The organism is Companilactobacillus sp. y65-5 (genome assembly GCF_057541095.1).
On record NZ_BAAJOA010000001.1, the window covers coordinates 436888 to 460946 of the forward strand.

The 24059-nt window shown below is 37.5% G+C and carries 26 protein-coding genes and 1 other annotated feature; of the genes, 4 read left to right on the forward strand and 22 right to left on the reverse strand.

Features of this window, described 5'->3' with window-relative positions; all coding sequences use genetic code 11:
• From AC27FM_RS02235 to AC27FM_RS02280, 10 genes are all read right to left on the reverse strand, one after another.
• Complete coding sequence (locus AC27FM_RS02235) at positions 1–663, reverse strand: septum site-determining protein MinC (RefSeq protein ID WP_487085700.1); 663 nt, start codon at positions 661–663, stop codon at positions 1–3.
• The gene (gene mreD, locus AC27FM_RS02240) at positions 660–1202 is read right to left on the reverse strand and encodes a rod shape-determining protein MreD (protein WP_487085701.1); all 543 of its coding nucleotides are present in this window, start codon (positions 1200–1202) and stop codon (positions 660–662) included. The genes AC27FM_RS02235 and mreD overlap by 4 nt, the downstream gene beginning before the upstream one ends.
• Positions 1202–2065, reverse strand: coding sequence for a rod shape-determining protein MreC (gene mreC / locus AC27FM_RS02245; protein ID WP_487085702.1), 864 nt, complete (start codon positions 2063–2065; stop codon positions 1202–1204). Before mreC ends, mreD begins: the two co-directional genes overlap by 1 nt.
• Before the next feature lie 42 nt (positions 2066–2107).
• Entirely contained in the window at positions 2108–3109 is a 1002-nt protein-coding gene (locus tag AC27FM_RS02250) for a rod shape-determining protein (RefSeq protein ID WP_487085703.1), read from the reverse strand.
• A 93-nt stretch (positions 3110–3202) separates the two neighbouring features.
• The gene (gene radC, locus AC27FM_RS02255) at positions 3203–3841 is read right to left on the reverse strand and encodes a RadC family protein (RefSeq protein WP_487085704.1); all 639 of its coding nucleotides are present in this window, start codon (positions 3839–3841) and stop codon (positions 3203–3205) included.
• 8 nt (positions 3842–3849) lie between these two features.
• Positions 3850–5100 carry a bifunctional folylpolyglutamate synthase/dihydrofolate synthase gene (locus AC27FM_RS02260; RefSeq protein ID WP_487085705.1) on the reverse strand — a complete coding sequence of 417 codons (1251 nt, stop codon included), beginning with the start codon at positions 5098–5100 and terminating at the stop codon, positions 3850–3852.
• Between the two features lie 63 nt (positions 5101–5163).
• Positions 5164–7812 (reverse strand): valine--tRNA ligase, encoded by a 2649-nt coding sequence (locus AC27FM_RS02265; RefSeq protein ID WP_487085706.1) that lies wholly within the window; start codon positions 7810–7812, stop codon positions 5164–5166.
• A gap of 35 nt (positions 7813–7847) precedes the next feature.
• Positions 7848–8041: a binding site (T-box leader), on the reverse strand.
• Between the two features lie 41 nt (positions 8042–8082).
• A complete protein-coding gene (thiI, locus tag AC27FM_RS02270; protein WP_487085707.1) occupies positions 8083–9300 on the reverse strand; it encodes a tRNA uracil 4-sulfurtransferase ThiI in 1218 nt (405 codons plus the stop codon).
• Positions 9301–9315: 15 nt separating this feature from the next.
• Positions 9316–10461, reverse strand: coding sequence for a cysteine desulfurase family protein (locus tag AC27FM_RS02275; protein WP_487085708.1), 1146 nt, complete (start codon positions 10459–10461; stop codon positions 9316–9318).
• A 77-nt stretch (positions 10462–10538) separates the two neighbouring features.
• Positions 10539–12227: a septation ring formation regulator EzrA gene (locus tag AC27FM_RS02280; RefSeq protein ID WP_487085709.1), complete on the reverse strand. Its 1689-nt coding sequence runs from the start codon at positions 12225–12227 to the stop codon at positions 10539–10541.
• Positions 12228–12549: 322 nt separating this feature from the next.
• On the opposite strand from AC27FM_RS02280, the gene rpsD reads away from it, so the two are divergent.
• Positions 12550–13158 carry a 30S ribosomal protein S4 gene (gene rpsD / locus AC27FM_RS02285; protein WP_487085710.1) on the forward strand — a complete coding sequence of 203 codons (609 nt, stop codon included), beginning with the start codon at positions 12550–12552 and terminating at the stop codon, positions 13156–13158.
• Between the two features lie 64 nt (positions 13159–13222).
• On the opposite strand, the gene AC27FM_RS02290 is transcribed toward rpsD, so the two are convergent.
• Entirely contained in the window at positions 13223–13822 is a 600-nt protein-coding gene (locus AC27FM_RS02290) for a DUF1054 family protein (protein WP_487085711.1), read from the reverse strand.
• A 91-nt stretch (positions 13823–13913) separates the two neighbouring features.
• Here AC27FM_RS02290 and AC27FM_RS02295 point away from each other — a divergent pair, with 91 nt between their 5' ends.
• The 3 genes from AC27FM_RS02295 to AC27FM_RS02305 all read left to right on the forward strand — a co-directional run bounded on the left by AC27FM_RS02295 (position 13914) and on the right by AC27FM_RS02305 (position 16031).
• On the forward strand, positions 13914–15212 hold the full coding sequence (locus AC27FM_RS02295; protein ID WP_487085712.1) for a replication-associated recombination protein A: 1299 nt from the start codon (positions 13914–13916) through the stop codon (positions 15210–15212).
• Positions 15202–15483, forward strand: coding sequence for a hypothetical protein (locus tag AC27FM_RS02300; protein ID WP_487085713.1), 282 nt, complete (start codon positions 15202–15204; stop codon positions 15481–15483). Before AC27FM_RS02295 ends, AC27FM_RS02300 begins: the two co-directional genes overlap by 11 nt.
• Positions 15484–15554: 71 nt before the next feature.
• Positions 15555–16031, forward strand: a complete 477-nt coding sequence (locus AC27FM_RS02305) for a universal stress protein (protein WP_487085714.1) — start codon at positions 15555–15557, stop codon at positions 16029–16031.
• Positions 16032–16107: 76 nt separating this feature from the next.
• Here AC27FM_RS02305 and AC27FM_RS02310 read toward each other — a convergent pair whose 3' ends face one another.
• From AC27FM_RS02310 to atpD, 11 genes are all read right to left on the reverse strand, one after another.
• Positions 16108–16971 carry a helix-turn-helix domain-containing protein gene (locus tag AC27FM_RS02310; protein WP_487085715.1) on the reverse strand — a complete coding sequence of 288 codons (864 nt, stop codon included), beginning with the start codon at positions 16969–16971 and terminating at the stop codon, positions 16108–16110.
• 101 nt (positions 16972–17072) lie between these two features.
• Entirely contained in the window at positions 17073–17366 is a 294-nt protein-coding gene (locus AC27FM_RS02315) for a glycine cleavage system H family protein (RefSeq protein WP_487085716.1), read from the reverse strand.
• Positions 17367–17375: 9 nt separating this feature from the next.
• Positions 17376–18578, reverse strand: a complete 1203-nt coding sequence (locus AC27FM_RS02320; RefSeq protein WP_487085717.1) for an FtsW/RodA/SpoVE family cell cycle protein — start codon at positions 18576–18578, stop codon at positions 17376–17378.
• 12 nt (positions 18579–18590) lie between these two features.
• Entirely contained in the window at positions 18591–18812 is a 222-nt protein-coding gene (locus AC27FM_RS02325; RefSeq protein ID WP_334328904.1) for a DUF2969 family protein, read from the reverse strand.
• A gap of 9 nt (positions 18813–18821) precedes the next feature.
• Positions 18822–19112, reverse strand: coding sequence for a membrane protein insertion efficiency factor YidD (yidD, locus tag AC27FM_RS02330; protein ID WP_487086068.1), 291 nt, complete (start codon positions 19110–19112; stop codon positions 18822–18824).
• A gap of 5 nt (positions 19113–19117) precedes the next feature.
• Positions 19118–19300: a DNA-directed RNA polymerase subunit beta gene (locus AC27FM_RS02335; RefSeq protein ID WP_487085718.1), complete on the reverse strand. Its 183-nt coding sequence runs from the start codon at positions 19298–19300 to the stop codon at positions 19118–19120.
• An 8-nt stretch (positions 19301–19308) separates the two neighbouring features.
• Entirely contained in the window at positions 19309–20298 is a 990-nt protein-coding gene (gene mreB / locus AC27FM_RS02340) for a rod shape-determining protein MreB (protein WP_487085719.1), read from the reverse strand.
• Between the two features lie 106 nt (positions 20299–20404).
• Positions 20405–21727: a UDP-N-acetylglucosamine 1-carboxyvinyltransferase gene (murA, locus tag AC27FM_RS02345; protein WP_487085720.1), complete on the reverse strand. Its 1323-nt coding sequence runs from the start codon at positions 21725–21727 to the stop codon at positions 20405–20407.
• 29 nt (positions 21728–21756) lie between these two features.
• On the reverse strand, positions 21757–21987 hold the full coding sequence (locus tag AC27FM_RS02350; RefSeq protein WP_487085721.1) for a DUF1146 family protein: 231 nt from the start codon (positions 21985–21987) through the stop codon (positions 21757–21759).
• Between the two features lie 168 nt (positions 21988–22155).
• Complete coding sequence (locus AC27FM_RS02355) at positions 22156–22587, reverse strand: F0F1 ATP synthase subunit epsilon (RefSeq protein ID WP_487085722.1); 432 nt, start codon at positions 22585–22587, stop codon at positions 22156–22158.
• A 15-nt stretch (positions 22588–22602) separates the two neighbouring features.
• Positions 22603–24057, reverse strand: a complete 1455-nt coding sequence (gene atpD / locus AC27FM_RS02360; RefSeq protein ID WP_487085723.1) for a F0F1 ATP synthase subunit beta — start codon at positions 24055–24057, stop codon at positions 22603–22605.
• Between the last annotated feature and the right edge of the window lie 2 nt (positions 24058–24059).

A 24059-nucleotide genomic window follows, 5' to 3' on the forward strand; every position in this document is an offset into this window, starting at 1 on the left:
CTAAACCGTCCCTTTTCTAGAATTACTCATGACCTCTTTGTAATCTTCCAAATCATCTAAGCTGATTGAATGCATGTCATCAATGTAAGCAAACTGATGACTTTGTAATTTATCAGAATTATCATCCGTGATGATCTCAATAACATCCGCGATACGTAACTGCGCGGCATTTCTCAAATCACCAAAAATAACTGCACTAGTATTATCAGGATATCCCGCTTGAACAATTCCGTTAACACGTCCCAAGACGTAGATCGAACCATCAGTGCTGATTTGAGCGCCCTCATGAAGCACACCCAAAAACAAGACATCTCCCTCAAAGCTCAACTTTTGACCACTTCGAACGATTCCCGTTTCAACATTCATCTTGCTAGACTTCAACAATTCAGAAACTTCGACTTTTGATTGTACCTCAGAAATAATATCTTTTATTTCAATTTGAGGATAATCAGTAAAAGTTTTTTTTACTTCTTTGATCTGTTCAGCAGTCAGTAACCTGTTACCAGTTTTGATAGTAAATTGAATAACATCATCATCAGTAGATCCGATGTTTTGTTTAAGAATCAGTTCTTTCAAGTCTTTTAGTGCTTGTTGGAAGTCACTCTCATCATTAATGATTACAACAAATCCCTCTTTACTACCTTTAAGAGTGACGTTACTCATTTACTTTCCCTCCTATATTTAACCAACCAGTCACTAAGATTTGCTAAAGGAATATAGAAAATAAAGAAAGCTATCATATTCCAAAGTAAGGTTGGTCCTAATACATAAGTTATAAAATCTAAAGTATTGGTGCCAGTTTGTTGAAGCAATCTTTCTAACACATAAATCCCTGATTGTAAAAATGTCAGAGCCAAGAAATAAATTGATAACTCATAACCGATATTTGCTTTTACAAACAAGTATTTGAAGTGATCGATACCCACCATCATAAGTGGTAAAAGTATGGTATACAGTCCAATGATGCCGTAATAGTACGAATCATACATCAAACCAAACACTATACCGTATATTAAAATATGACGACGATTATCTATCCTCATTGTTAGTAATACGATCGCCATCAACATGACTTGTGGCAATATCATGAAATCGCCAGTGTTCATATTGTTTAAGAAAGCCCACTTCACTAGACCGTCCAGATAAAATGTCAGCAGCAAAAATATGACTTGTCCAACGATCTTCCGAGTTTTGATTTCCATTATTTTTCACCACTTACCGATGACTTGATAACAGTCACAACTGTAAAGTTTCTTAGCTCAGCTGCTGGAGTTATATATACGGAATTAGTCATACCATAATTGTCTTTTTTAATTCCATAAACTTTACCGATGTACAATCCTCGAGGAGTTCTACCACCTAATCCAGAGGTAATAATTCGTTGACCTTTTTTGATACCTTTAGTTGAGTTGACATTTTCCATAACCAACTTACCGGATGAACTATCATAACGACTAACAACACCAGTAATGGCATTGTTATTGTCATCTAAAATTTCAGAGGCAAACTTATCATTCAGTTCATTATTAGTTGAGATCAATTCAACCTTAGAACTGACTTTATCAACTTCAATAATACGTCCAATCAATCCCTTACCTGACATAACCGGCATGTTCTTCTTCAAACCACTAGAAGAACCACGATTAATCGTCAAATAACTCTGCCAACTACTTGGTGATCGTGACAAAACTGACGCATTAATGGTTGAATAATCTGTTAGTGTGCTATTTAATTTCAATTCTTGTTTTAACTTTTTATTTTCGTCTTGAACAACTTTTAGTTTTACTTGGTTTTGAGCCAAGTCGTCGATTCTGGCCTTCAAATGCTTATTTTCTGTATACGTATTGTATAAGTCAGAAAACTCTGAAGAAGCATTCTTTACAGCATTAGTTGGATACGCAAATACTCCACCAACGATACTGACAACATCATTCCCTACTTGCTGAACGGCAGGAGGAGTCTCTTTGTTGTCTCGAATATTTACAGTTACCGCTAAAAGTCCAAAAGTCACGATAAGAATTACCATTAGAATAATTAACTTTTTGTTTGAAAAAAACTTTTGCATTGCTTCCTCCTACAGTAAACAAAAAAAACGGGTTAAACCCGCTTATTTTTGACGACGCATTACATCGATATTTTTAAGTGATTCTCCAGTACCGATGGCTACACAATCTAGTGGGTCTTGAGCAATGAATACAGGTACTCCAGTTGCTTCAGAAATTACTTCTGGCAAATGATGTAACAATGCTCCACCACCAGTAAGTACAATACCGTGATCAATTACATCGGCTGCGATTTCGGGAGATGTTTCTTCAAGAGTTTCTTTGATAGTTTCAATGATTTCTTGAACATCTTCATGAATAGCCGTGGCAATGTCTTCACCGGTCAATTGAATGGTCTTTGGCAGACCTGTAACTAAGTCTCTACCACGAATTTGCATGGTTTCAAGTTCCTTAGCCTTCTCGATTGAGGCTGAACCAACTTGAATTTTAACATCTTCAGCAGTTCTTTCACCGATTTGTAGGTTAAAGTTAGTCTTAATATAAGCTGAGATAGACTCATCAAACTTATCACCGGCAACTCGAATCGAACGTGATGAAACGATACCACCAAGTGAAATAGTAGCAACATCAGTAGTACCACCACCGATATCTACGACCATGTTACCTGTTGGATCCATAACTGGAAGTCCAGCACCGATAGCTGCAGCAAATGGTTCTTCGATCACATAAGCTTCTCTAGCACCCGCATGCTGAGTAGCTTCAATGACAGCTCTCTTTTCAACTTCAGTAACGCCACTTGGCACACAAACCATAACTGATGGTTTTGAGTTTCCAGCAGCTTTTTCGATGAAGTATTTCATCATTGCAGCTGTTGTATCGTAATCAGCAATAACACCATCTCTCATAGGACGAATGGCTGAAATACTACCTGGTGTACGACCGATCATCTCACGAGCATCGGAACCAACAGCAACGATATCTCCAGTATTATTGTTCTTTGCAACGACTGATGGCTCGTTTAAAACGATGCCTTTACCTTCAGCATAAACAAGAGTATTAGCAGTTCCCAAGTCTATACCTAATTTTTTTGATCCAATACCAAACAATTTATATTCTCTCCTTTAAAGTACACACCACATTTTACGCTACCCAAAATTATATCATACAAAAGGTCAATTTAAAGTAGTCCAATGACATACCTAAATAAATTTTTGTAATTTCATACTTGAATAGGAATTTTTGGCAACAATGAGATGGTCGATCAAGTTTATTCCCATTAGCTGGCAACATTTCAATAACCTTAAAGAAAAATTTTTATCATTTTCGGATGGTTGCCTCCTACCACTCGGATGATTATGTGCAATCACGATCTGAGTGGCGGAAACATAAAGACTTTCACGAATGATATCTCTAGGATGGACAGTTGCAGCGTCTATTGTGCCAATAAAAATTATTTTTTCAGCTATCACATGATAGTTATTATCCAAATAAACAGCTATTAGTTTTTCTTGTGGTGAATTACCGATTTTTTTTATTAAATGTCGACTTAAATCTGACATGTCAACAACTTGATTCAGAAGGGAATCGGCTTCTAATTTTCTCTGTCCTAGCTCAAACGCCGCTAAAATCTTACAAGCTTGAGCTATACCAATTCCTCTATGAGTTAACAATCGTTCCATGTCTAAATTCAAATTCTGTGATTCAAATACTATCTTATCAGCTAATTCAATTACATTTTGTCCTTGAACACCATTGCCTAATATAACTGCAATGAGTTCCTTTGTATCTAGTGATTTAATACCATTTTTTGTGATTCTTTCTCGTAAGTTTACCATCATATAATAAATTACGAAAAATAATGCTCTAACTCTGAAACCAAATAAAAAGATCCTGTAACCAATAAAATCTCCTCATTGTTTAATGAACTGGTTAAATCATCTAAAAATTGGAAATGATCCTCAACATAGGTCACATTATGATATTTTGAAAAATCATAATCAATAGCTTTTGCCGCACGCGGCATATTCAAACTTGTTACATAAACTCTCTTAGTGTTGCTAGTTAAGAAATCTAAAATATCATTTCGATCCTTATCTTTCATTCCAGCATACAAGGTAATTATATCTTTATTAGGCTCATTTGTTATTAAAGATTTAATTAAATTATTAATTGCAGCTAGATTATGTGCTCCATCAAGGATAATCAGTGGTTTTTTTTGGACAATTTGTAATCTTGCAAGAATTTTTTTGCTGTCGATCTTCTGAACTATCTCTTTCAGATCAAAAATATTATGATGCTTTTCTTGGAAACAAATAAATGTTTGAATGGCGATTGCGGCATTCATCGCCGTGGTTTTTTCAATTCCAGTTAATTCAACATCAACATTTTGAAATTTAAAGTTCATTTCTAAATTTTTGATACGAAGATGGCTGATCGTTAAATTATGCCCGTACTCATGAACTGAACTATTCATCTCTTGAGCATGATCCAAAATAACTGTTCTAACCTCATCCTGCAAATACCCCGTAACTAAAGGTGTGTTTGGTTTGATTATTCCAGACTTTTCAATAGCTATATCTTGAATACTAGGTCCGATCAATTGCTCATGATCCATCGCAATAGATGTAATAACAGATACATCTGGATTGATAACATTAGTCTTATCGTGCTCGGCACCAATACCAACTTCAATAATCGCTACGTCCACTCGATCCTTGAAGTACAAGAAGCCAAGACAAGTAACAAATTCAAATTCAGACAGTGTATTCTCACCAATAGTATCGATAATTTTATTAACTAGCTCCAACAAATCCTGGTCACTGATCATTTGATGGTTGATCTGAATCCGTTCGTTAAATACCTTGATGAACGGAGAAGTGAACATCCCTACCTTTTGTCCACTCGCTTCCAATAAGTTGGACAAATAATTACAAACGCTACCCTTACCATTGGTGCCCGTCACGTGTATCGTAGAATAGTCGTTTTGCGGATCACCTAACTTAGTGAGTGCCGATTTAATTCGATCTAATTTATTTGTTCGATGAAATTTAGGCAGTGCATGAATATAATCCACTGCTTCTTGATAATTACTTAGCATGCTATTCCTTCCAATCAATCAAAAAAGGGAAGACAAATAAATGTCTTTCCCCCCTTTATTCAACTATTTATTAGCTTTTAATTGGTCAATACGTTGTTGAATTTTTGCTTGTTTAGCTTGATAATCAGCTAACTTTTCTTTTTGTTCTGCAACAACCTTTTCTGGTGCCTTTGCTACGAAATTCTGGTTAGATAACTTCTTATCTAAACGAGTGATTTCTTTGTCCATTTTAGCAGCTTCTTCTTCTTGACGAGCGATTTCTTCATCAAGATCGATCAATTCTGCCAAAGGAATATAAACTTCAGTTCCGTTAGTAACTGCCGTCATAGCTAATGCTGGTGCTTCTAGATCAGTTTCAACTTTCAATTCTTTTGGATGCAAGAATCTATCAACGTATTCTTTGTTATTCAAAACAATTTGTTTAATTTCATCATTTTGAGGTTTGATCAATATATCAACTGCTTTTGACAGCGGTGCATTAGCTTCAAGACGAATCTTTCTAACTGATTTGATCAAGTCGATCAAAATATCCATATCATTCATGGCCTTTTCGTTCCTGAATTCGTCATGATTTTCAGGATATGCAGCTAATGAAATTGATTTGCCGTTATGAGGCATTGATAGCCAGATCTTTTCAGTAACGAATGGCATAATTGGGTGCATCAATCTGAGGATCTTGTCCAAAACATAAGTTAGGATCATTCTCTTTTGATCTTTAGCATCCCCATCTTCACCAGTAAGTGTCGCCTTACTCATTTCGATGTACCAGTCACAAAAATCATTCCAGATGAAGTTGTATAAGTTACGACCGACTTCACCAAATTCAAATTTGGCCATCAAACGATTTACTTCATTGACAGTACTGTTCAACTTGGCAAGGATCCACTTGTCTGATAGGTCGTAGTGAGTTACTTCAGACAAATCGTCCATAGCTGGAGTATTATCATCAAGATTCATGATAACGAAACGACTGGCATTCCAGATCTTGTTGATGAAGTTCCAAGCGGAATCCATCTTGTCATAACTAAAACGTGTATCTTGACCAGGTGTTGATCCATTCATCAAGAACCAGCGAAGAGCGTCAGCACCGTATTTGTTAATAACATCCATTGGATCGATACCATTACCCAATGACTTACTCATTTTACGACCTTGTTCATCACGAATCAATCCATGAATAACAACGTGTTCGAATGGACGGTCTTTGGTGAATTCCAGACTTTGGAAAATCATTCTTGATACCCAGAAGAAGATGATGTCATAGCCAGTTACCAACGTATCAGTTGGGAAATAACGTTTGAAGTCAGCTGCATTTTCATCTGGCCAACCCATTGTTGAAAATGGCCAAAGAGCACTGGAGAACCAGGTGTCAAGAACATCATTATCTTGAGTCCAGTTTTCGATATCCTTTGGTGCATCTTCGCCAACATACATCTCGCCAGTGTCATTATTGTACCAAGCAGGAATTTGATGTCCCCACCATAGTTGTCGAGAAATTACCCAATCATGAACATTGTCCATCCATTGCTTGAATGTTTCCTCGAAACGCTCTGGAACGAAGTTTACTTTGTTGTCACCCTCTTGGTTCTTCAAAGCTAATTCAGCCAGTGGCTTCATCTTAACGAACCATTGTGTAGACAATCTAGGTTCTACTTGTGCATCTGAACGTTCTGAATGACCAACACTGTGGACGATTGGTTCAACATTTAGCATGTAGTCGCCATCTTCAAGGTCCTTCACGATAGCCTTACGAGCATCGAAACGATCCATGCCATTATACTTACCAGCATTTTCGTTCATAGTACCGTCAGCGTTCATCGTATTGATTCGTTGTAGATCATGACGATTACCAACTAAGAAGTCGTTAGGGTCATGGGCTGGTGTGATCTTAACCATACCAGTACCAAAGTCCTTATCAACGTAGTGGTCAGTGATGATTGGAACCTTACGATCAACCAATGGAACGATTACTTCTTTACCAATTAAGTTAGTATATCTCTCATCGCTAGGATTAACCGCAATAGCGATATCACCAAACATCGTTTCAGGACGTGTTGTAGCAATTTCGATATAACCAGAGCCATCGGCATATGGATATTTAACGTGATAGAAAGCACCTTTATCGTCCTTATGGATAACTTCAATATCCGACAAGGCTGTTTGTAGTTCAGGATCCCAGTTGATGATGTACTCGCCACGATAGATCAAGCCTTGGTTGTATAGATTAACAAAAACCTTACGAACGGCTTTTGACAAACCTTCATCCAAGGTAAATCTTTCGCGTGAATAATCCAATGAAAGTCCTAATTTACCCCATTGTGATTTGATGATCGAAGCAAACTCGTCCTTCCACTTCCAAACTTCTTCAACAAACTTCTCACGGCCAAGGTCATGTCTTGAAATCCCTTGTTTACGAAGCTTGGCTTCAACTTTGGCTTGTGTAGCAATACCAGCATGGTCCATTCCTGGTAAGTACAAAGTATCGTAACCTTGCATACGCTTGTAACGAATCAATGTGTCTTGAATTGTAGTATCCCATGCATGACCCAAGTGCAACTTACCAGTAACATTGGGTGGTGGGATAACGATTGAATAAGGTTTTGCTTTTTTATCACCAGAAGGTTTGAAGACATCTTCATCAAGCCATGCTTGATAACGACCTTCTTCGACTTCTTTAGGATTATATTTTGTATCCATGTCGATTTCTCTCATAAACTTTCCTCCAAATAAAAAAGCACCCATCCTAATAATAGGACGAATGCTCGCGGTACCACCTAAATTGAAAGTCTAATGATAGACTTTCCACTCAACAGATAACGGTGGCCCGATCAAATTTTTTGATAGCTCACAGACAACAATTAAATTTTTTGACTATGCAATTCTCAGCAAACATGCACTCTCTAAAGTCAGCTAATTTAAAACTCCTGCTCAAAGCTGTTGGTATGATAATAAAACATATTTCACAAAACGTCAATTATAATTTTATAACAGACTGCTGATATCTTCCTGGTCTTGTTCCATAAAACGGTCACCATGTTCAATAGTTGTGATTTTAACTCCAGCCAATGAACGTTCGATCAAACCATCGATATCAAGCGAACTTTCAAACTTTCTAGTCTTCTCGATATTAGGTCTTGTTTTAGGACTTGGTGGAGCGAAGACTGTACAACAGTCCTCAAATGGTTGAATCGACAAATTGAATGTATCGATTTTTTCAGCCAAACTGATTATTTCCGTCTTATCCATAGTTGCGACTGGACGCAAAATCGGCGTAGTTGTAACGTCATTGATAGCAGCCATACTCTCCAAAGTTTGTGAAGCCACTTGACCAACAGCTTCACCATTGAAGATTGCTAAACCATGTTCTTTTTCACGCAATAGATCCGTCAATCTCAACATAAAACGACGTTGAATCGTCATCAAGTATCCTTCTGGAACTGATGCTTTGATCGTTTCTTGAATTTCAGCAAATGGTACTTCGATAAACTTGATGTTGCCACCGAATACTGTCAATTTGCTGGTTAATTCCTTAGCTTTGTTTAAAGCTTGTTCGGAGGTATATGGTGGGCTGAAGAAATGAACCATTTCAATATCAACTCCACGCTTCATAGCTAAATAACCTGCTACTGGTGAATCAATTCCGCCAGAAAGCATCAACATAGCTTTTCCAGCTGTACCAACTGGCAAGCCACCAGATCCCTTGATAGTCAAGTATGATAGATAGATCGCATCTTGACGCACTTCAACTGAGATCTTGATGTCAGGGCGCTTCATCTCAACATCTATCTCTGGAAACTCATCACAGATGGCATCTCCAAGTTGCAAGTTGATTTGGTTAGTATCTAATTCGTAACTATGATCAGCCCGCTTAGTTCCAACCTTGAAGCTCATCCCCGGCTTATATGCTTCGTGCATCATTTCGACGGCCTTAGCTTTTACATCCTCAAAATCCTTTGAAACTTTAACGCTCAATGAGAAAGTTTGAATTCCAAAAACGTTTTTTAGTTTTTCCATGATAGGTTGTGCATCTTCACCATTAAGCTGAATATGCAAACGGTCACGATGTGGTTTCATAATTAAATCCGGGTAGTCTTTAAGAACCTTAGCAACATTACCATGCAGACGGTCTATGAAGCTCTTACGATTCTTACCCTTAGTTGATAGTTCTCCGTAGCGAACCATTATCTCAGTGTATTCCATTAAATTCTCCTATTTCTAATTCAAGATTTGGAAATGCTCATGAATTTCATCCAAATTTTTAATAAATTCTTTCATTTCGGCTTCCGTGTTATTTTCGTCTAAACTTACACGAACTGCACTTGTAGCGACTTTTTCTGGTGTGCTCATAGCCTTTAGAGTGCCTGATTCCACACCTTTTTTGGACGAACAAGCACTGGTCGTAGAAATAAAGATATCACGATCTTCGAAAGTATGAACTACTGTTTCACCACGAACTCCATCAATAGTGAAGCAAATAATATGTGGTGCAAAATCATCAGTCGTCTTTGAGAAGATATGTGTGTTAGGTAAACTTTGTAGATGTTCGATCAATTCTGTCTTTAGCTCAGACATCTTCTTAGCCTTCTGTGCTTCATCTTCCTTTAATAGACGCAAAGCTCTAGCCATAGCAGCGATAGCAGGTGTGTTTTCTGTACCACTTCTAAGATTCTTCTCTTGACCACCACCAGCCATAAGTGGTTCTAACTGCTTGCCAGCTTTCATATAAATAAAACCAATACCGCGTGGTGCATGGAACTTATGTCCAGAAAATGTATAAAAATCCACACGTGGATCAATGAACTTATCTTCAATATCCTTACCAATAGCTTGTGTACCGTCAACATGATAACTAATATTGGGATAATCATCCAAAACACGAGCTATCTCATGAATTGGTTGAATCGAGCCGATTTCATTATTAACAGCCATCGTCGAGACCAAAATAGTATCATCTCTGATAGCATTCTTCAAATCCTGTGCACTAACATGACCTGTTTTATTAACTGGTAAGTAAGTTACATCGTAGCCTAATTCTTCAAGCTGACGCATGGAATTCATCACTGAAGGATGTTCGATCGAGGTTGTAATGATATGTTTGCCGAATTCACGTTTCTTAAAGGCGGTTCCTTTGATGATCCAATTATTACCCTCAGTTCCACCACTCGTGAAGACTACTTCATAAGGTTTGAATCCCATCAATTCAGCAATTTGTTTACGTGACGTCTCAAGTAATTCATATGCCTTCAAACCTAATTTATGCAAACTAGAAGGATTACCAAAGTAATTCAAGCTAGCTGCATTGTATGTTTTGAGGACTGACTCCTCAATTTTTGTTGTTGCACTATTATCAAAATAAATCATATTTTTCCCACCAAAATAAAAAGGCCTCAAAGGCCTCATTTTTTTTACTATCTTATAAGATAACGCAAATCATAAAATTATGCATTAATTGTTTCTTTTATTCTCTCAACGGAACCAGCTTCGACACGTTCCAAAGCCTCTGAAATCGTCTCTACTGACTTACTGTAATCATAATCATCATCAAACAAAGCTCGGGCTTTGATCAACTGATCGGCGAACTCCGCATCTTTGTTGGCATATCTATTAGCGTATTGAAGTAATTTTTCAGCTAGACGCACATTCATCTTCAAGTCCGTTGTTTTTTGGACGAGATTTTCCAAGTCCTCTTGCGTGACGATAACTTGCTTACTGATATCTTCCATGTTGATTCGTTCAGCATCCAACTCGTTATATAATTTAGTTATCTCATCATAAACCATATAAAAATAATCCAAATAATCATCTGGTAAACCATTCAAACGCAATTGTTCAACAATTTTCTTTTGGATCTCTAAACGATTAGCATACTTATCAACACTCTCACGAGCGATTTTTTCACTAGAAATCATCTCGTTAAAGTTATCATTGATCGATTTCTCGCTCAATTCGATATCATCTAGTTGCTTAACAATTGACTTGAAATCAGTCTCAGTTTGCGAAAAGATTGCATTCTTATCAGCAATATCTTGCACATCTTGATCAAATCTACCACGAATATCGTTCAATGAAACGAGGTTCTCTCTGAATTTTTTAGTATCATTTTCAGCTAAGATATAATTATTAGATAATTTATGAACTCGGCTATCCAAGCGATTGTGTTGAAACTTCGCATGATTTATATAATCCAAAACTGGTCTTTGTTGTTTCAAGACGTTTCGTTTTGCATCAATCTCAACCGTCAGCGTGTCATACAAATGATCGATACTTTGACGTATTTCTTCATTAATATTATTCACGTAATCAAAATTCAACTCACCTAACTCTGAATTAGCCAAGTCTATATTAGTTTCAACTTCATTTATTGATGATTCAATATCTTCTTCAAAGTTGAACTTTTGATTTACGAGTTTTTGATGGACAGAATTGATCTCTTCAACTTGACCAGGAAAAACTTCGCTCAATTCATGATATAAAGGTTCGATAACTTTGAGTTGATCAGTAATCAAACCTAATTTGATTTTGACATCATCTAAGTATTGACTGGCTTCAATATGATCACCCTTGTCAGTAAGCTGGGATTCTTTATCCAACAGTCCAGCGATTTCAGTTAACTCGCCTTCCAATTTATCATCCGCGGCTCCATACTTAAAAGATTGCGTCAAAATATTTTTGCGCAAATCTTCATATGTTTGTTGTAAAGCTTCACTTTGGGTGGCATTCAATTCGTCACTCTTCGATAGCTCAGCTAATTCTTCAGAAATATTATCCAATTTGTTCTTCATATCATCAAGTGACTGATCGACTTGCTTCAGCACCTTAGATGAACCAAAAACTTTGAATTGCGTATTTTTATACTCAGCGCCACGTATTTGGCGTAATATTTCTGGATAGACATCATTCAGCTGTTCTTGATAATCAGACTTTAAGCTACTGAATTGATCACGACTGGCACCCGCCAGCTTCATTTTCTCTATTTCTTTTAATTTACTATTCAGTCTATCTTCCTTTAATTCATCGGCACGATCCTTGTAAGAATTAAGCATACCTGCGTTTTTCTTTTGTAGAAACCACATGTACCATAGGAAGACTAAGATCAAAATAATTATTCCAATAATAATTGTCGACACTTTTACACCCCTAATGATGATTAGATATCATATAACTTGAATTATACCAGAGAACAACCTTACTATTTATTTTAATAGTCTTTCATAATAAAGTTTTAATTATTATACTCAAAAAATCTTTTGACTTTGTTTGTTAGACACGTTACACTATCCTTTGTGTAAAATATGCAGCAAAGAGCGGCAAGAACGTCAACAGTTAACGACATATTTGTTCAATTAGTAACCCACGGCTGCATGTGGTGAAAATTGTAGCGGTAACTGCACGAATGTTAAACTCTTGTTAATTATTTTACTCCATACAAAATTTTGGAGGAATTTATTTATGTCTAGATATACAGGACCTCGTTGGAAATTATCACGTCGTTTAGGAATCTCACTTTCAGGTACAGGTAAGGAAATCGCTCGTCGTAACTACGCTCCTGGTCAACATGGACCAAACAGTCGTCGTAAGATTTCAGAATACGGTCAACAATTAACAGAAAAGCAAAAATTACGTTTCATGTATGACGTGAACGAACGTCAATTCCGTAACTTATTCTTGCGCGCTGGTAAGATTGACGGTATCCACGGTGTTAACTTGATGGTTCTTCTTGAATCACGTCTTGACAACATGGTTTATAGACTAGGTCTTGCAAGTTCACGTCCACAAGCTCGTCAACTTGTAAACCACGGTCACATCACTGTTGATGGCAAACGTGTTGATATTCCATCATACGAAGTTCAAATTGGTCAAAAGATCAGCCTTCGTGAAAAATCAAAGGACTTAGCTATTGTTAAGGCTAACCTTGAAAACGTTGTTGGTCGTCCTGGTTTTGTTACATTTGACGAAGACACAATGACAGGTTCTCTAGTACGTGTTCCAGAACGTGACGAACTAGAACCAAATATTGATGAATCACTAATTGTTGAATACTACAACCAAATTCTTTAATATTCGTCGAAACATTCACCTCGTGTGGATGTTTTTTTATTTAACAAAACAAAGAGGCTGCGAATTAATCCGCAACCTCTTTGTTTGCTTCTACCATAAACTTACTCAGTTCGATAAAATGATCAAATAGTAAGTCATCATAATTACCTTGGCTCACTTGATCCGAATCTTTCAATAAATTGAATCCAATTACAAAATCACTCGACTTGACGGTTGAATACCGTTTTACGATCAATTCATAATTATCAGCAGACTTCATTGTAGCCACAGTATGATCGTTGGATACTAACCAGTCATTGGCCCTTACCTGCTCACCCCACATATCGATCAAACGATAATATTCTGAACGATTGTATGCATCAGCTAAGAGACTAAAGGTTACAAAATATCTATCCGGCCACAATCCTAGTTCAATATGTGGTGCCTTTTTGTAGCCTCGCTTATCCAAGTTGATAGCCAACCAGGTATCTGGGGGCGGATTCTTAGTCCGCCTCTGATGCTTAGCAATTTTTAAATAAAATTTTTGATCATACTCTTGTTCCAGTCTATCAAGCAATTTATTTCCAAATATTTCAAATTTTGGATCCAACTGTTGTCTTATCAACTCTAAGCGACCAGACAAGGTATTATCATTGAAGACATCAAAATCATTTTTGTCGAACATAATAATCTCCTTTAAATTAATTTATAAAGTTAATCAGTTTTAAAACAATCTCTGTTGTAGAATGTAATTATTGTACTATTAAGGAGGATTTATGCAAAAACCACTAGCATATCGTATGCGTCCGACTAACATTGACGAAATCGTTGGTCAACAGCACTTGGTCGGTCCTAACAAAATCATTCGTAGAATGGTTAACGCTAAAATGCTATCATCGATGATTCTATATGGACCACCTGGGATCGGCAAAACTAGCATCGCCAGTGCAATTGCTGGTAGTACCAAATACGCCTTCCGAATGTTAAATGCCGCCACTGATAGTAAAAAAGACCTACAAATCGTTGCTGAAGAAGCCAAAATGAGTGGAACTGTCGTCTTGCTACTAGACGAAATCCATCGCCTCGACAAAACTAAGCAGGATTTTTTATTGCCTTTACTCGAAAGCGGTTCGATCATTTTGATCGGTGCTACAACCGAAAATCCATACATCAATATCAATCCAGCAATTCGCTCCCGAGTCCAAATTTTTGAGTTAAAGCCACTTGAACCGGACGACTTGAAAAAGGCCGTCAAGCGTGCGCTCACCGATGATCAAAAGGGACTAGGTGAATATAACGTAAAAATAGATGAAAATGCTTTGGAGTTACTAGTTACTTCCACCAATGGTGATTTGAGAAGCATCCTCAACGGACTGGAACTATCCGTCCTATCGACTGAAGAAAAAGCTGGAGAAATCCATCTTGACCTAAAATCGATCGAAGAATCCGTGCAGAAAAAGGCCATCTCCGCTGATAAAAATGGCGATAGTCACTACGATGTTATCTCTGCGTTTCAAAAATCAATACGGGGGAGCGACCCTGATGCAGCCCTACTATACTTAGCAAGACTTTTAGAAGCCGGCGAGCTTACAACGGCCATCAGACGGCTTTTGGTCTGTGCGTATGAAGATATAGGCTTGGCTAACCCACAAGCTTGTCAGCGTGCCGTACAAGCCGCACAAGTGGCACAAATGGTAGGACTACCTGAAGCACGCATCCCTCTAGCAAATGCCGTCATCGATCTATGTCTATGCCCCAAGTCCAACTCCGGAATGCAGGCAATAGACGCCGCACTTGCTGACGTTAGAAGTGGCAAGGCCACCTCGATTCCCGATGATTTAAAAGATGCACATTACAGTGGTGCAAAAAAATTGGGACACGGTATTGGTTACAAATATCCCCACGACTATCCTAACGCTTGGGTCAATCAACAATATTTACCAGATAATTTGGTAAATGAAACCTTCTACAAACCGAATACCACTGGAAAATATGAACAAGCTCTCAAAATGCGTCTTGAACAATTAAATAATTTCAAAAAAACAAACGGAGTGAATACTAATAATGGCAATTAAAATTTTAATGCTAATATTTATCATTTTTTTATTAGCCCTAGCATACAACTTATGGAGTCATCGTAATAAAAAGTTCCTGATCTACTCACCCAATGAAAATTTAAGCTTGAGAAGTGCAATGATAATTACATCTGTTTTACTAGTATTGATATCTATTACGGGCGTGATCATTATGATCGTCGGTAGCAGAGAATCAAACTTTATCACACTACTATTAGGTAGTATCGTTGCCGCCGGATTTTCAATTTATTTAGCAAATATTCGCAGATGACTGTATTTTACAGCCCCAATCAACTAAAATGAAAGTATAGACAGAATATAATAAATCAATGGGGTGATAACATGTTACAACAATATAAAAACATTCTCGTACCAATTGATGGATCATTTGAAGCAGAACTAGCTTTCAAAAAAGCTGTAGAAGTTGCCAAAAGAAATAACGCCGCTGTACATTTACTACATGTAATTGATACACGGGCATTCCAAAACGTTTCCAGTTTTGATTCAACAATGGTTGAACAAATCACTGAAAAAGCAAAAGAAACAGTTAAGAGTTATGTAGAAACTGCTAAAGATGCTGGTTTGACAGATATTGATTACAGCATCGAATATGGTGCCCCAAAGGCCATCATTGCAACGGACTTCCCTAAAAAACTCGGTGTCGATCTTATCATGATCGGTGCTACTGGTCTTAACGCAATGGAGAGACTACTTATCGGTTCAGTTACTGAATACGTAACTAGAACAGCCTCATGTGACGTTCTAGTTGTAAGAACTGACCTTGATAACAAACCTATCCAAAAACCTCGTAAAAAATAATTAAAAAAAAACAGAGAGCCGATAATTTATTTTATCGACTCTCTGTTTTTATTTGAAATTAATAATTTTTTGATTACTATTTATTAAAAATATTGAGATTCATTTCTTCAATCTTTGACTTTAATTTATCAAAAATATTAGTATCTTCGTTTATGCTGGAAAGGACATAAGCTTTGATGTAATCTTCATCTGACTTTTGGCCCTCACGAGTTCCAGCTTCAGCCATAGAACAATACATTGAATCCAATTTGAATAATGATTGTTCTTTCTTAGCGATATGAATACCTTCGTTAGCGTACTCACTAGCACTTTGGTTATCGCCGAGATCCAAAGACAAGGCGGACATATTGGAGTAGATCAAGATACTATCATGATAGTTGTCATCATTGATCTTACCACCACTAGTTTGAATCAATTCTTTGGCTTGTCCATAGTAGACCTTCGCTTCGTCTAACGATTTCTTGTTGACGTATGCCTTAGCAGTATAGACATCGATCAAAATGTCATACATATCGACATTAGCGATATTAACATTCATCGCGCGATTGAAATCAAAAATCGCCTTATCAAAGTTTTCGTTAATTTCATATTCGACCAACCCATTGAAGAAATGAATTAACTTGATTTCTTGCTTGTTATTAACATTGATATCATTCAATTTATTCAGCTTATCACTGATACCTTGGTAGTCATCTTTGTAAAAAGACTCTTTGATATCAGAGATTATTGAATAAATTTGACTATCGTCATTGACGATAACAAGGTTCATTGTGATACCCAGTCTTTCACAAATGCGAACCAAGATTTCCATGCTAGGAATTTTATCCTTTTTTTCAATAAGACTAACAGTAGCCTGAGTACAAATACCATCGGCAAGCTCAGACTGAGAGAGACCTCTGAGCTTTCTGTAGTGGCGAATTTTTTCACCTAAAATTTTCATTTGAATTATCCCCATTCATTTATTAATTTCAGGATAATTTAAACAGTTATTAAAAAAACATGCAAGAAATAAGCAATAATAAAACTATAAGTTTTAAATATTTAATTATTTACTTCAAAAAGCCAAGCATCTTTTTCTGGCCCATTTAATAACTCTGGATTATCACTTAATTTATCATTTACCTTAACAATAGTACCTGTAACTGGTGATTCAAACTCAACTACAGCCTTTTGTGCTTCTACTTCACCAGTAGAATCTCCAACTTTTATATCGCGTCCAACTACTGGTAAATCAATGAACTTGATCTTTCCCAGTGCTTCTTGACCAGCTGCTGTTAGACCTATACGTGTTGTATCGTCACCTTTTTCAACCCATAAATATTTATCTGTTGCCATAAAAAATCCCTACCTTTTTTTGAATGTACCATTCTCGAACATGTAACTCTTATGATGGTAACGCATTGACATGATCAGACCGATACCGATCATATTTCCTAATAAAGCTGAACCACCTTGTGAAATAAACGGTAACGGAATACCAGTCAACGGTAACAGACCAACACTCATACCAATGTTTTCGAACACGTGGAACAAGATCATCATAATAACACCGGTTGATACATATGCATAAAATTCGTTCTTTGTATCAAATGTCACTTGGATCATTTGGTAAATCAACAAGAAATATAAAAGAATCAAGATACATGAACCAACGAATCCAAAGTTCTCACCGATAACTGAAAAAATCATATCTGATTCACGAACTGGAACATAAACGTTGGATACATTAAATCCCTTACCGAAGAGTTGACCAGAACCAATCGCCTTCATGTTTTGCCATATTTGATAGCCATCTTCTGAAGTATCTTGCGACGGATTCAGCCAACTATCGATACGTGCAAACTGATAATTTCGGAAGCCGGCGTGCGTCAATATTGAACGACCCCAATCAGTCGTCGCAAATAACAGTGCCGTTCCACCAATAACTGCAACGATCAAGAAGGCCGTCAGAATAATTCGCCAGTCGATTCCTGAAACCAAGATCATACCGCCCAATATAGCGACGAAAACCAATAATGTACCTAAGTCATTTTGTAATTTTAATAATACGATAACTGGAGCTGTCCATAAAATCATTTTTCCAAGTAGAACAAAGTCTGTCCTCAAAGTATGAGTTGGATTCTCACTGTTGTGGTTGGTTATTACCTTTCCCATCATCAATATAAAGGCAGGCTTCATAACTTCAGAAGGCTGAAATGTAAATGATCCAATTGCAAACCAACTCTTAGCACCTGTATTTGCAGCATATGACCTACTGTAAAATATCAGAACCAGAACTAATAACGCTATCCCGGCATAATAGGCATAGTTAGCCACTTGCCACAGTTGCTCTGCATCGAACTGCATGATAACCGCTATAATGATTGCCCCGAGTGTATACCAAGCTACTTGTGAAACAACATTTCGCATTGGATTTTGTGAATCTTGCGTTGTCGCAACGTAAATAGACATTAAGCCTATTAGAGCCAACATCATTACGGAAAAAATTATCCCGTAATCGATTCTTGAATCCGAATCATTTTCTCTCTTATTATTTCTAATTTGCATTTTTACACCTAATTAATGATTATGTAGATTATACTGCATCAATAATTCATTTATAGCGTCATCCAATTTAACTGATTTAAAGGGAGTGTCAGTGCTTTCAACAAACGAAAGATAACGATCCCCTTCTTTGGTTATGGTACCGATATACTTCTTACCATCCCAAAGTTCATATTTTTCTGGATCATCACTAATATCCTTTAAATTGATTTCAACTGCTTTTTTTGATTTTGACATTAAATCTTCCTATTCTTTACTATGAAATTTCTGAGCAATAATTTCATCCTCATAATCTTCAGGATGAGGATTTCTAAAAATGGTGAAATTATCCGGAACAGGATCAACACCACCACGAACAAACGGATTGCATCGTAATATCCGTGCCAGACCCATAATTGAGCCTAAAATTGCCCCGTGTTTTTTTAATGCGTCGATAAAATAAGTCGAACAAGTTGGATAATATCTACAACTTGGCGGCAAAACCGGCGATATAAATTTTTGGTATATATGGACTAAGCCAATTAATATTTTCTTAATCATAATTATCTCAGAAAATCAAACATGTGCATCCAAGTTCCCGGCCATAAAACAGCTAATGGATTGGATCCGCCTAAAGCAGAGCCGATCAACATACCCAAAATAAGGAAGATGAGCATTAATAACAAAATCCAGCCGATTTTCTTGAACACGCCTCGACGATATTCTTTACCAAAGTCTCGTTTCATTTTTCACCTTAATATTTCTTATGTTTTTCGATATTATCCAAAAGAATGCCTGTTCCTAATGCAACTGAATCCAAAGGACTTTCAGTCATCAGAACTGGTACTTGAAGTTGTTCAGCTAATAACTTATCCAAATTCTTCAAGAGTGCTCCACCACCAGTTAGCATGATACCACGATCAATAATATCAGCTGATAGTTCAGGAGGAGTTTGCTCCAAGACACCTTTTGCAGCTTCGATGATTTGTGTAACGCCATCGCTTAGTGCTTTCTCGACTTCTTTTTCGTTAATGGTGATTTCTTTTGGTAGACCACTGACAATATCAATACCACTGGCTGAGAATGTAACGCTCTCATCAGCGTCCATTGCACAGCCGATCTCAATCTTGATTTGTTCAGCAGTTCTCTCACCGATGATCAAGCTGTGATTTTGCTTCACATAGGCTTGAATGGCACTTGTCATCTTATCACCCGCAAATCTCAAGGAACGGCTTGTAACGACGTCTCCCATCGATAATACGGCCACGTCACTCGTACCACCACCGATATCGATCACCATATTTCCTTGTGGCTTAAAAATATCAAGGCCGGCACCAACAGCAGCAACTTTTGGTTCAAGTTGCAAATAAACCTTACCTCCACCCGCTTGTTCAGCTGCTTCGATAATGGCTTTTTGTTCAACTGGAGTAACGTTTGTTGGAGCACAGATCATAATTGTTGGCTTTGAGAAACGTCCTCCAACATTCAATTTATCAATAAAATACTGAAGCATTTTTTCTGTTATATTAAAATCAGCAATAACACCGTCTTTTAGTGGACGAACAGCTTTAATGTTGGCAGGTGTTCTACCGACCATCAGGTATGCGTCCTTTCCAACTGCGACTACGTCGTCATTCTTGGTATTAATTGCGACTACAGAAGGTTCGTTCAACACGATACCTTCACCTTTAACATCTATAAGTACGTTTGCTGTACCTAAATCAATTCCTAGATATTTTGCCATGCTATATCCTCCAAAATCTAAACACAAAAAGTATATCATAAACCGACGTATCATATTAATTTATCAATAAAAAAAGAAAGTGGGAAACCACTTTCTTAAACTAAATTTAAGCTAACTTAGTAACACTAGATACCGTGTTCAATACTAGACTTTCACGACCACTTTCGTCAATTGAAACACGTCTAACATTAGCACCTAATTCTCTTAACTTTTCAGTGAAACGGTAATATCCACGATCTAAATATTGGAGATTCGAAACACGAGTCTCCCCTTCAGCTACTAATCCTGCTAATACTAAAGCGGCAGCGGCACGTAAATCTGTTGCGGCAACATTAGCGCCTGATAATTGTGCAGGACCAAACATGATTACAGAATTACCTTCAATCTTGTAATCTGCCTTCATTTTTCCAAACTCTGGGAAGTGCATGAAGCGGTTCTCAAAAACGGTCTCCGTCATAACGGTAGTTCCTACGCTTAATAATTGTGCAAGCGTCATTTGTGCTTGCATATCAGTAGGAAAACCAGGATGTGGAAGTGTCTTAACATCAACTGGTTTCAGTTGATTCTTACCGATCACTCTGATACCTTCGTCAGATTCTTCGACTGTAACGCCCATTTCCTCTAGCTTAGAAATCAAAGGCTTGTTGTGAACTACAACGGCATCTTTAACTAAAATATCACCGTTCGTAACGGCAGCAGCCACCATAAATGTACCTGCTTCGATACGATCTTGCATGATCATGTGTTCACAACCATGCATAGATTCTACACCTGTAATACGAATTGTATTTGTTCCGGCTCCACTAACTTCAGCGCCCATCTTATTCAAAACATTAGCTAAATCAACGATCTCTGGTTCACGAGCTACGTTATCGATAACCGTTACACCATCTGCCAATGATGCTGCCATCATGATGTTTTGTGTAGCACCTACACTTGGGAAATCCAAATAGATGTTGGCACCATGTAAACCATCAGTCTTGGCATCGATGAATCCACCACTTTGGCTAAACTCAGCACCCATAGCTTCCAGTCCCTTAATATGCAAATCAATGGGTCTAGAACCAATTGCGCAGCCACCAGGCATTGCAACATGTGCTTCCTTATTGCGAGCTAGTAAGGGTCCTAAAACAACAATAGAAGCACGCATCTTATCAACAAGTTCTTCAGGGGCAGTTGTAGAAATACCCTTGGATGTATCAACAGTTAGAATTTCGTCATTTTCATCAAAAGTTACATCAGCATCCAAAGCTCTTAGCACTTTAGCCATCGTTGTGACGTCTGAAAGTGGAGGGATATTTGATAAGTAAGTTTTTCCTTCAGAAGCCAATAATGTTGACGCTAAAATTGGTAGCGCAGCATTCTTAGCACCCTCAATTCTTACTGTTCCCTTTAATTGACTAGGTCCATTTACGATTATTTGTTGCACAATATTCTCCTCCAAAACATCGGAATCATTTAAAAAAGTAAGGTTAGGTTTTGCGAAACACTGATGATGTTCAAAAAGAAAGAACTCACAGTATAACCTAAAGCGATTGAAACAAACGCTACAAGTAATTGTAACATTCTAGGATTAGATTTGTTATAAATTTTTCGCCAATCTACAACTTGTAATGCATTGAAACTGATCCAGATAAACACAATATGGCTAACCAGCGTAATTATTGCATTTATTCCTAAGTTTGTCATTTTTTAAACCTCACTTTGTAAATCGTAACACTTACATAAATTATTTTGTGGATCTTTTAAGGTTACCTTAAAAGTCTAGCAGATTATTTGACAAATTAATATTTTATTTATGAATAAAATAAAAAGGATTAATACTCTCCTCAAAGAAGATAGTATTAACCCCATTATTTACTTATGTGAACTTACATTAATTCTATTCATAGCCTTGCGCAGAGAAACTTGAGCACGTGCTAGATCATCAACATTATGTTTCTCTGAAGCAGTTTTGATTGTTGCTTCAGCTTTTTGTTTTTGATATTGGGCACGTCTTAAATCAATATCTCTAGCTCTTTCAGCACTATTAGCCACGATAGAAACTAGATTATTGCTGAACTCCAAGAATCCGCCGTTAACAGCGATGGCATCTTCATGATGCGGTTCATCAGTACGCTTTACACGAACTTCTGAAATTTTAACAGGTGCGATAATCGGTTCATGATTAGACATGATACCGATCTCCCCATCAAGCGCATGCACAACAACTAGATTGCCATGATGGTCATAAACAACACCATCAGGAGTAACAATATTGACCGTCACAATGTTATTTGGATCAGCCATATTATCCCCTCCTCATTAGTTAGCGACTGCCTCAGCAGCGTTATCATCGTTTTCTTCATCTTCAGGTGTCCAACCCATGTCTCTGGCTTTTTCGAGGGCATCTTTGATTCCACCGACACCATTAAAGGCATCTTCTGGAACGTCATCGTATTCACCATCAAGAATGGCCTTGAAGTCCTTAACTGTCTCTGAAACAGGGACATAAGAACCCGGCTTACCTGTAAATTGTTCAGCAACACTAAAGTTTTGTGATAAGAAGAATTGAATACGTCTTGCACGAGCAACGACAGTCTTTTCTTCGTCTGACAATTCATCCATACCTAGAATTGAGATAATATCTTGCAATTCACGATATCTTTGAAGAACTTGTTGAACTTGTGTAGCAACATCATAATGTTCTTGACCAACAATAGCTGGATCAAGAGCTGATGATGATGATGCTAGTGGATCAACAGCTGGATAGATACCTTGTTCAGTTAACTTACGTTCCAAGTTGGTTGTAGCATCCAAATGGGCGAAAGTTGTAGCTGGAGCAGGGTCAGTATAATCATCAGCAGGAACATAAACGGCTTGAATTGAAGTGATCGAACCCTTCTTAGTAGAAGTGATTCTTTCTTGCAATTGACCCATTTCTGTAGCAAGTGTTGGTTGGTAACCAACGGCTGATGGCATACGTCCAAGCAAGGCTGAAACTTCAGAACCAGCTTGTGTAAATCTAAAGATGTTGTCAATGAACAATAGAACGTCTTGTCCTTCAACATCACGGAAGTACTCAGCAATCGTCAAACCTGTTAAGGCAACACGCATACGAGCACCGGGTGATTCGTTCATTTGACCATAAACCATGGCAGTCTTTTCCAGAACGCCAGATTCTTTCATTTCGTAATAAAGGTCATTACCTTCACGAGTTCTCTCACCAACACCAGTAAATACTGAAATACCACCATGCTCTTCGGCGATATTGTGAATCAACTCTTGAATTAGAACGGTCTTACCAACACCGGCACCACCGAACAATCCAACTTTACCACCACGAACGTATGGTTCGAGAAGGTCGATAACCTTAATACCTGTTTCAAGAATTTCTGTTGATGTATTTAATTCATCATATGCAGGTGCTTGACGGTGAATACTATCTCTTCTGAAATCGGCAGGGAATTCCTCACCTCCATCAATTGATTCACCTAAAACGTTGAACACACGTCCTAATGTTTCCTTACCAACGGGAACAGTAATAGAACTACCTGTATTAACAACGTCGGCACCTCTCTGAAGTCCATCAGTAGAACTCATGGAAATAGCACGTAAGGCGCCATCACCTAATTCTAGAGCAACTTCAAGTGTAATCTCTGATCCGTCACTTTTCTTAATAACCAAAGCGTCATTAAGTTCTGGTAAGTTTCCATCTAAAGGAAACTCAACGTCAACAACTGGACCGATTACTTGAATAACTTTACCTTTGCTACTCATTT

Coding starts and splice junctions, on each gene's coding strand:
- AC27FM_RS02335 (WP_487085718.1), bottom strand. CDS start 19,300: ATGAAACGAGACTTTGGTAAAGAATATCGTCGAGGCGTGTTCAAGAAA.
- AC27FM_RS02315 (WP_487085716.1), bottom strand. CDS start 17,366: ATGGCAACAGATAAATATTTATGGGTTGAAAAAGGTGACGATACAACA.
- AC27FM_RS02355 (WP_487085722.1), bottom strand. CDS start 22,587: ATGGCTGATCCAAATAACATTGTGACGGTCAATATTGTTACTCCTGAT.
- radC (WP_487085704.1), bottom strand. CDS start 3,841: ATGATGGTAAACTTACGAGAAAGAATCACAAAAAATGGTATTAAATCA.
- AC27FM_RS02235 (WP_487085700.1), bottom strand. CDS start 663: ATGAGTAACGTCACTCTTAAAGGTAGTAAAGAGGGATTTGTTGTAATC.
- AC27FM_RS02320 (WP_487085717.1), bottom strand. CDS start 18,578: ATGCAAATTAGAAATAATAAGAGAGAAAATGATTCGGATTCAAGAATC.
- AC27FM_RS02310 (WP_487085715.1), bottom strand. CDS start 16,971: ATGAAAATTTTAGGTGAAAAAATTCGCCACTACAGAAAGCTCAGAGGT.
- AC27FM_RS02265 (WP_487085706.1), bottom strand. CDS start 7,812: ATGAGAGAAATCGACATGGATACAAAATATAATCCTAAAGAAGTCGAA.
- AC27FM_RS02275 (WP_487085708.1), bottom strand. CDS start 10,461: ATGATTTATTTTGATAATAGTGCAACAACAAAAATTGAGGAGTCAGTC.
- AC27FM_RS02300 (WP_487085713.1), top strand. CDS start 15,202: ATGGCAATTAAAATTTTAATGCTAATATTTATCATTTTTTTATTAGCC.
- rpsD (WP_487085710.1), top strand. CDS start 12,550: ATGTCTAGATATACAGGACCTCGTTGGAAATTATCACGTCGTTTAGGA.
- atpD (WP_487085723.1), bottom strand. CDS start 24,057: ATGAGTAGCAAAGGTAAAGTTATTCAAGTAATCGGTCCAGTTGTTGAC.
- AC27FM_RS02350 (WP_487085721.1), bottom strand. CDS start 21,987: ATGACAAACTTAGGAATAAATGCAATAATTACGCTGGTTAGCCATATT.
- AC27FM_RS02305 (WP_487085714.1), top strand. CDS start 15,555: ATGTTACAACAATATAAAAACATTCTCGTACCAATTGATGGATCATTT.
- mreB (WP_487085719.1), bottom strand. CDS start 20,298: ATGGCAAAATATCTAGGAATTGATTTAGGTACAGCAAACGTACTTATA.
- AC27FM_RS02290 (WP_487085711.1), bottom strand. CDS start 13,822: ATGTTCGACAAAAATGATTTTGATGTCTTCAATGATAATACCTTGTCT.
- AC27FM_RS02260 (WP_487085705.1), bottom strand. CDS start 5,100: ATGCTAAGTAATTATCAAGAAGCAGTGGATTATATTCATGCACTGCCT.
- mreC (WP_487085702.1), bottom strand. CDS start 2,065: ATGCAAAAGTTTTTTTCAAACAAAAAGTTAATTATTCTAATGGTAATT.
- AC27FM_RS02295 (WP_487085712.1), top strand. CDS start 13,914: ATGCAAAAACCACTAGCATATCGTATGCGTCCGACTAACATTGACGAA.
- thiI (WP_487085707.1), bottom strand. CDS start 9,300: ATGGAATACACTGAGATAATGGTTCGCTACGGAGAACTATCAACTAAG.
- AC27FM_RS02325 (WP_334328904.1), bottom strand. CDS start 18,812: ATGTCAAAATCAAAAAAAGCAGTTGAAATCAATTTAAAGGATATTAGT.
- mreD (WP_487085701.1), bottom strand. CDS start 1,202: ATGGAAATCAAAACTCGGAAGATCGTTGGACAAGTCATATTTTTGCTG.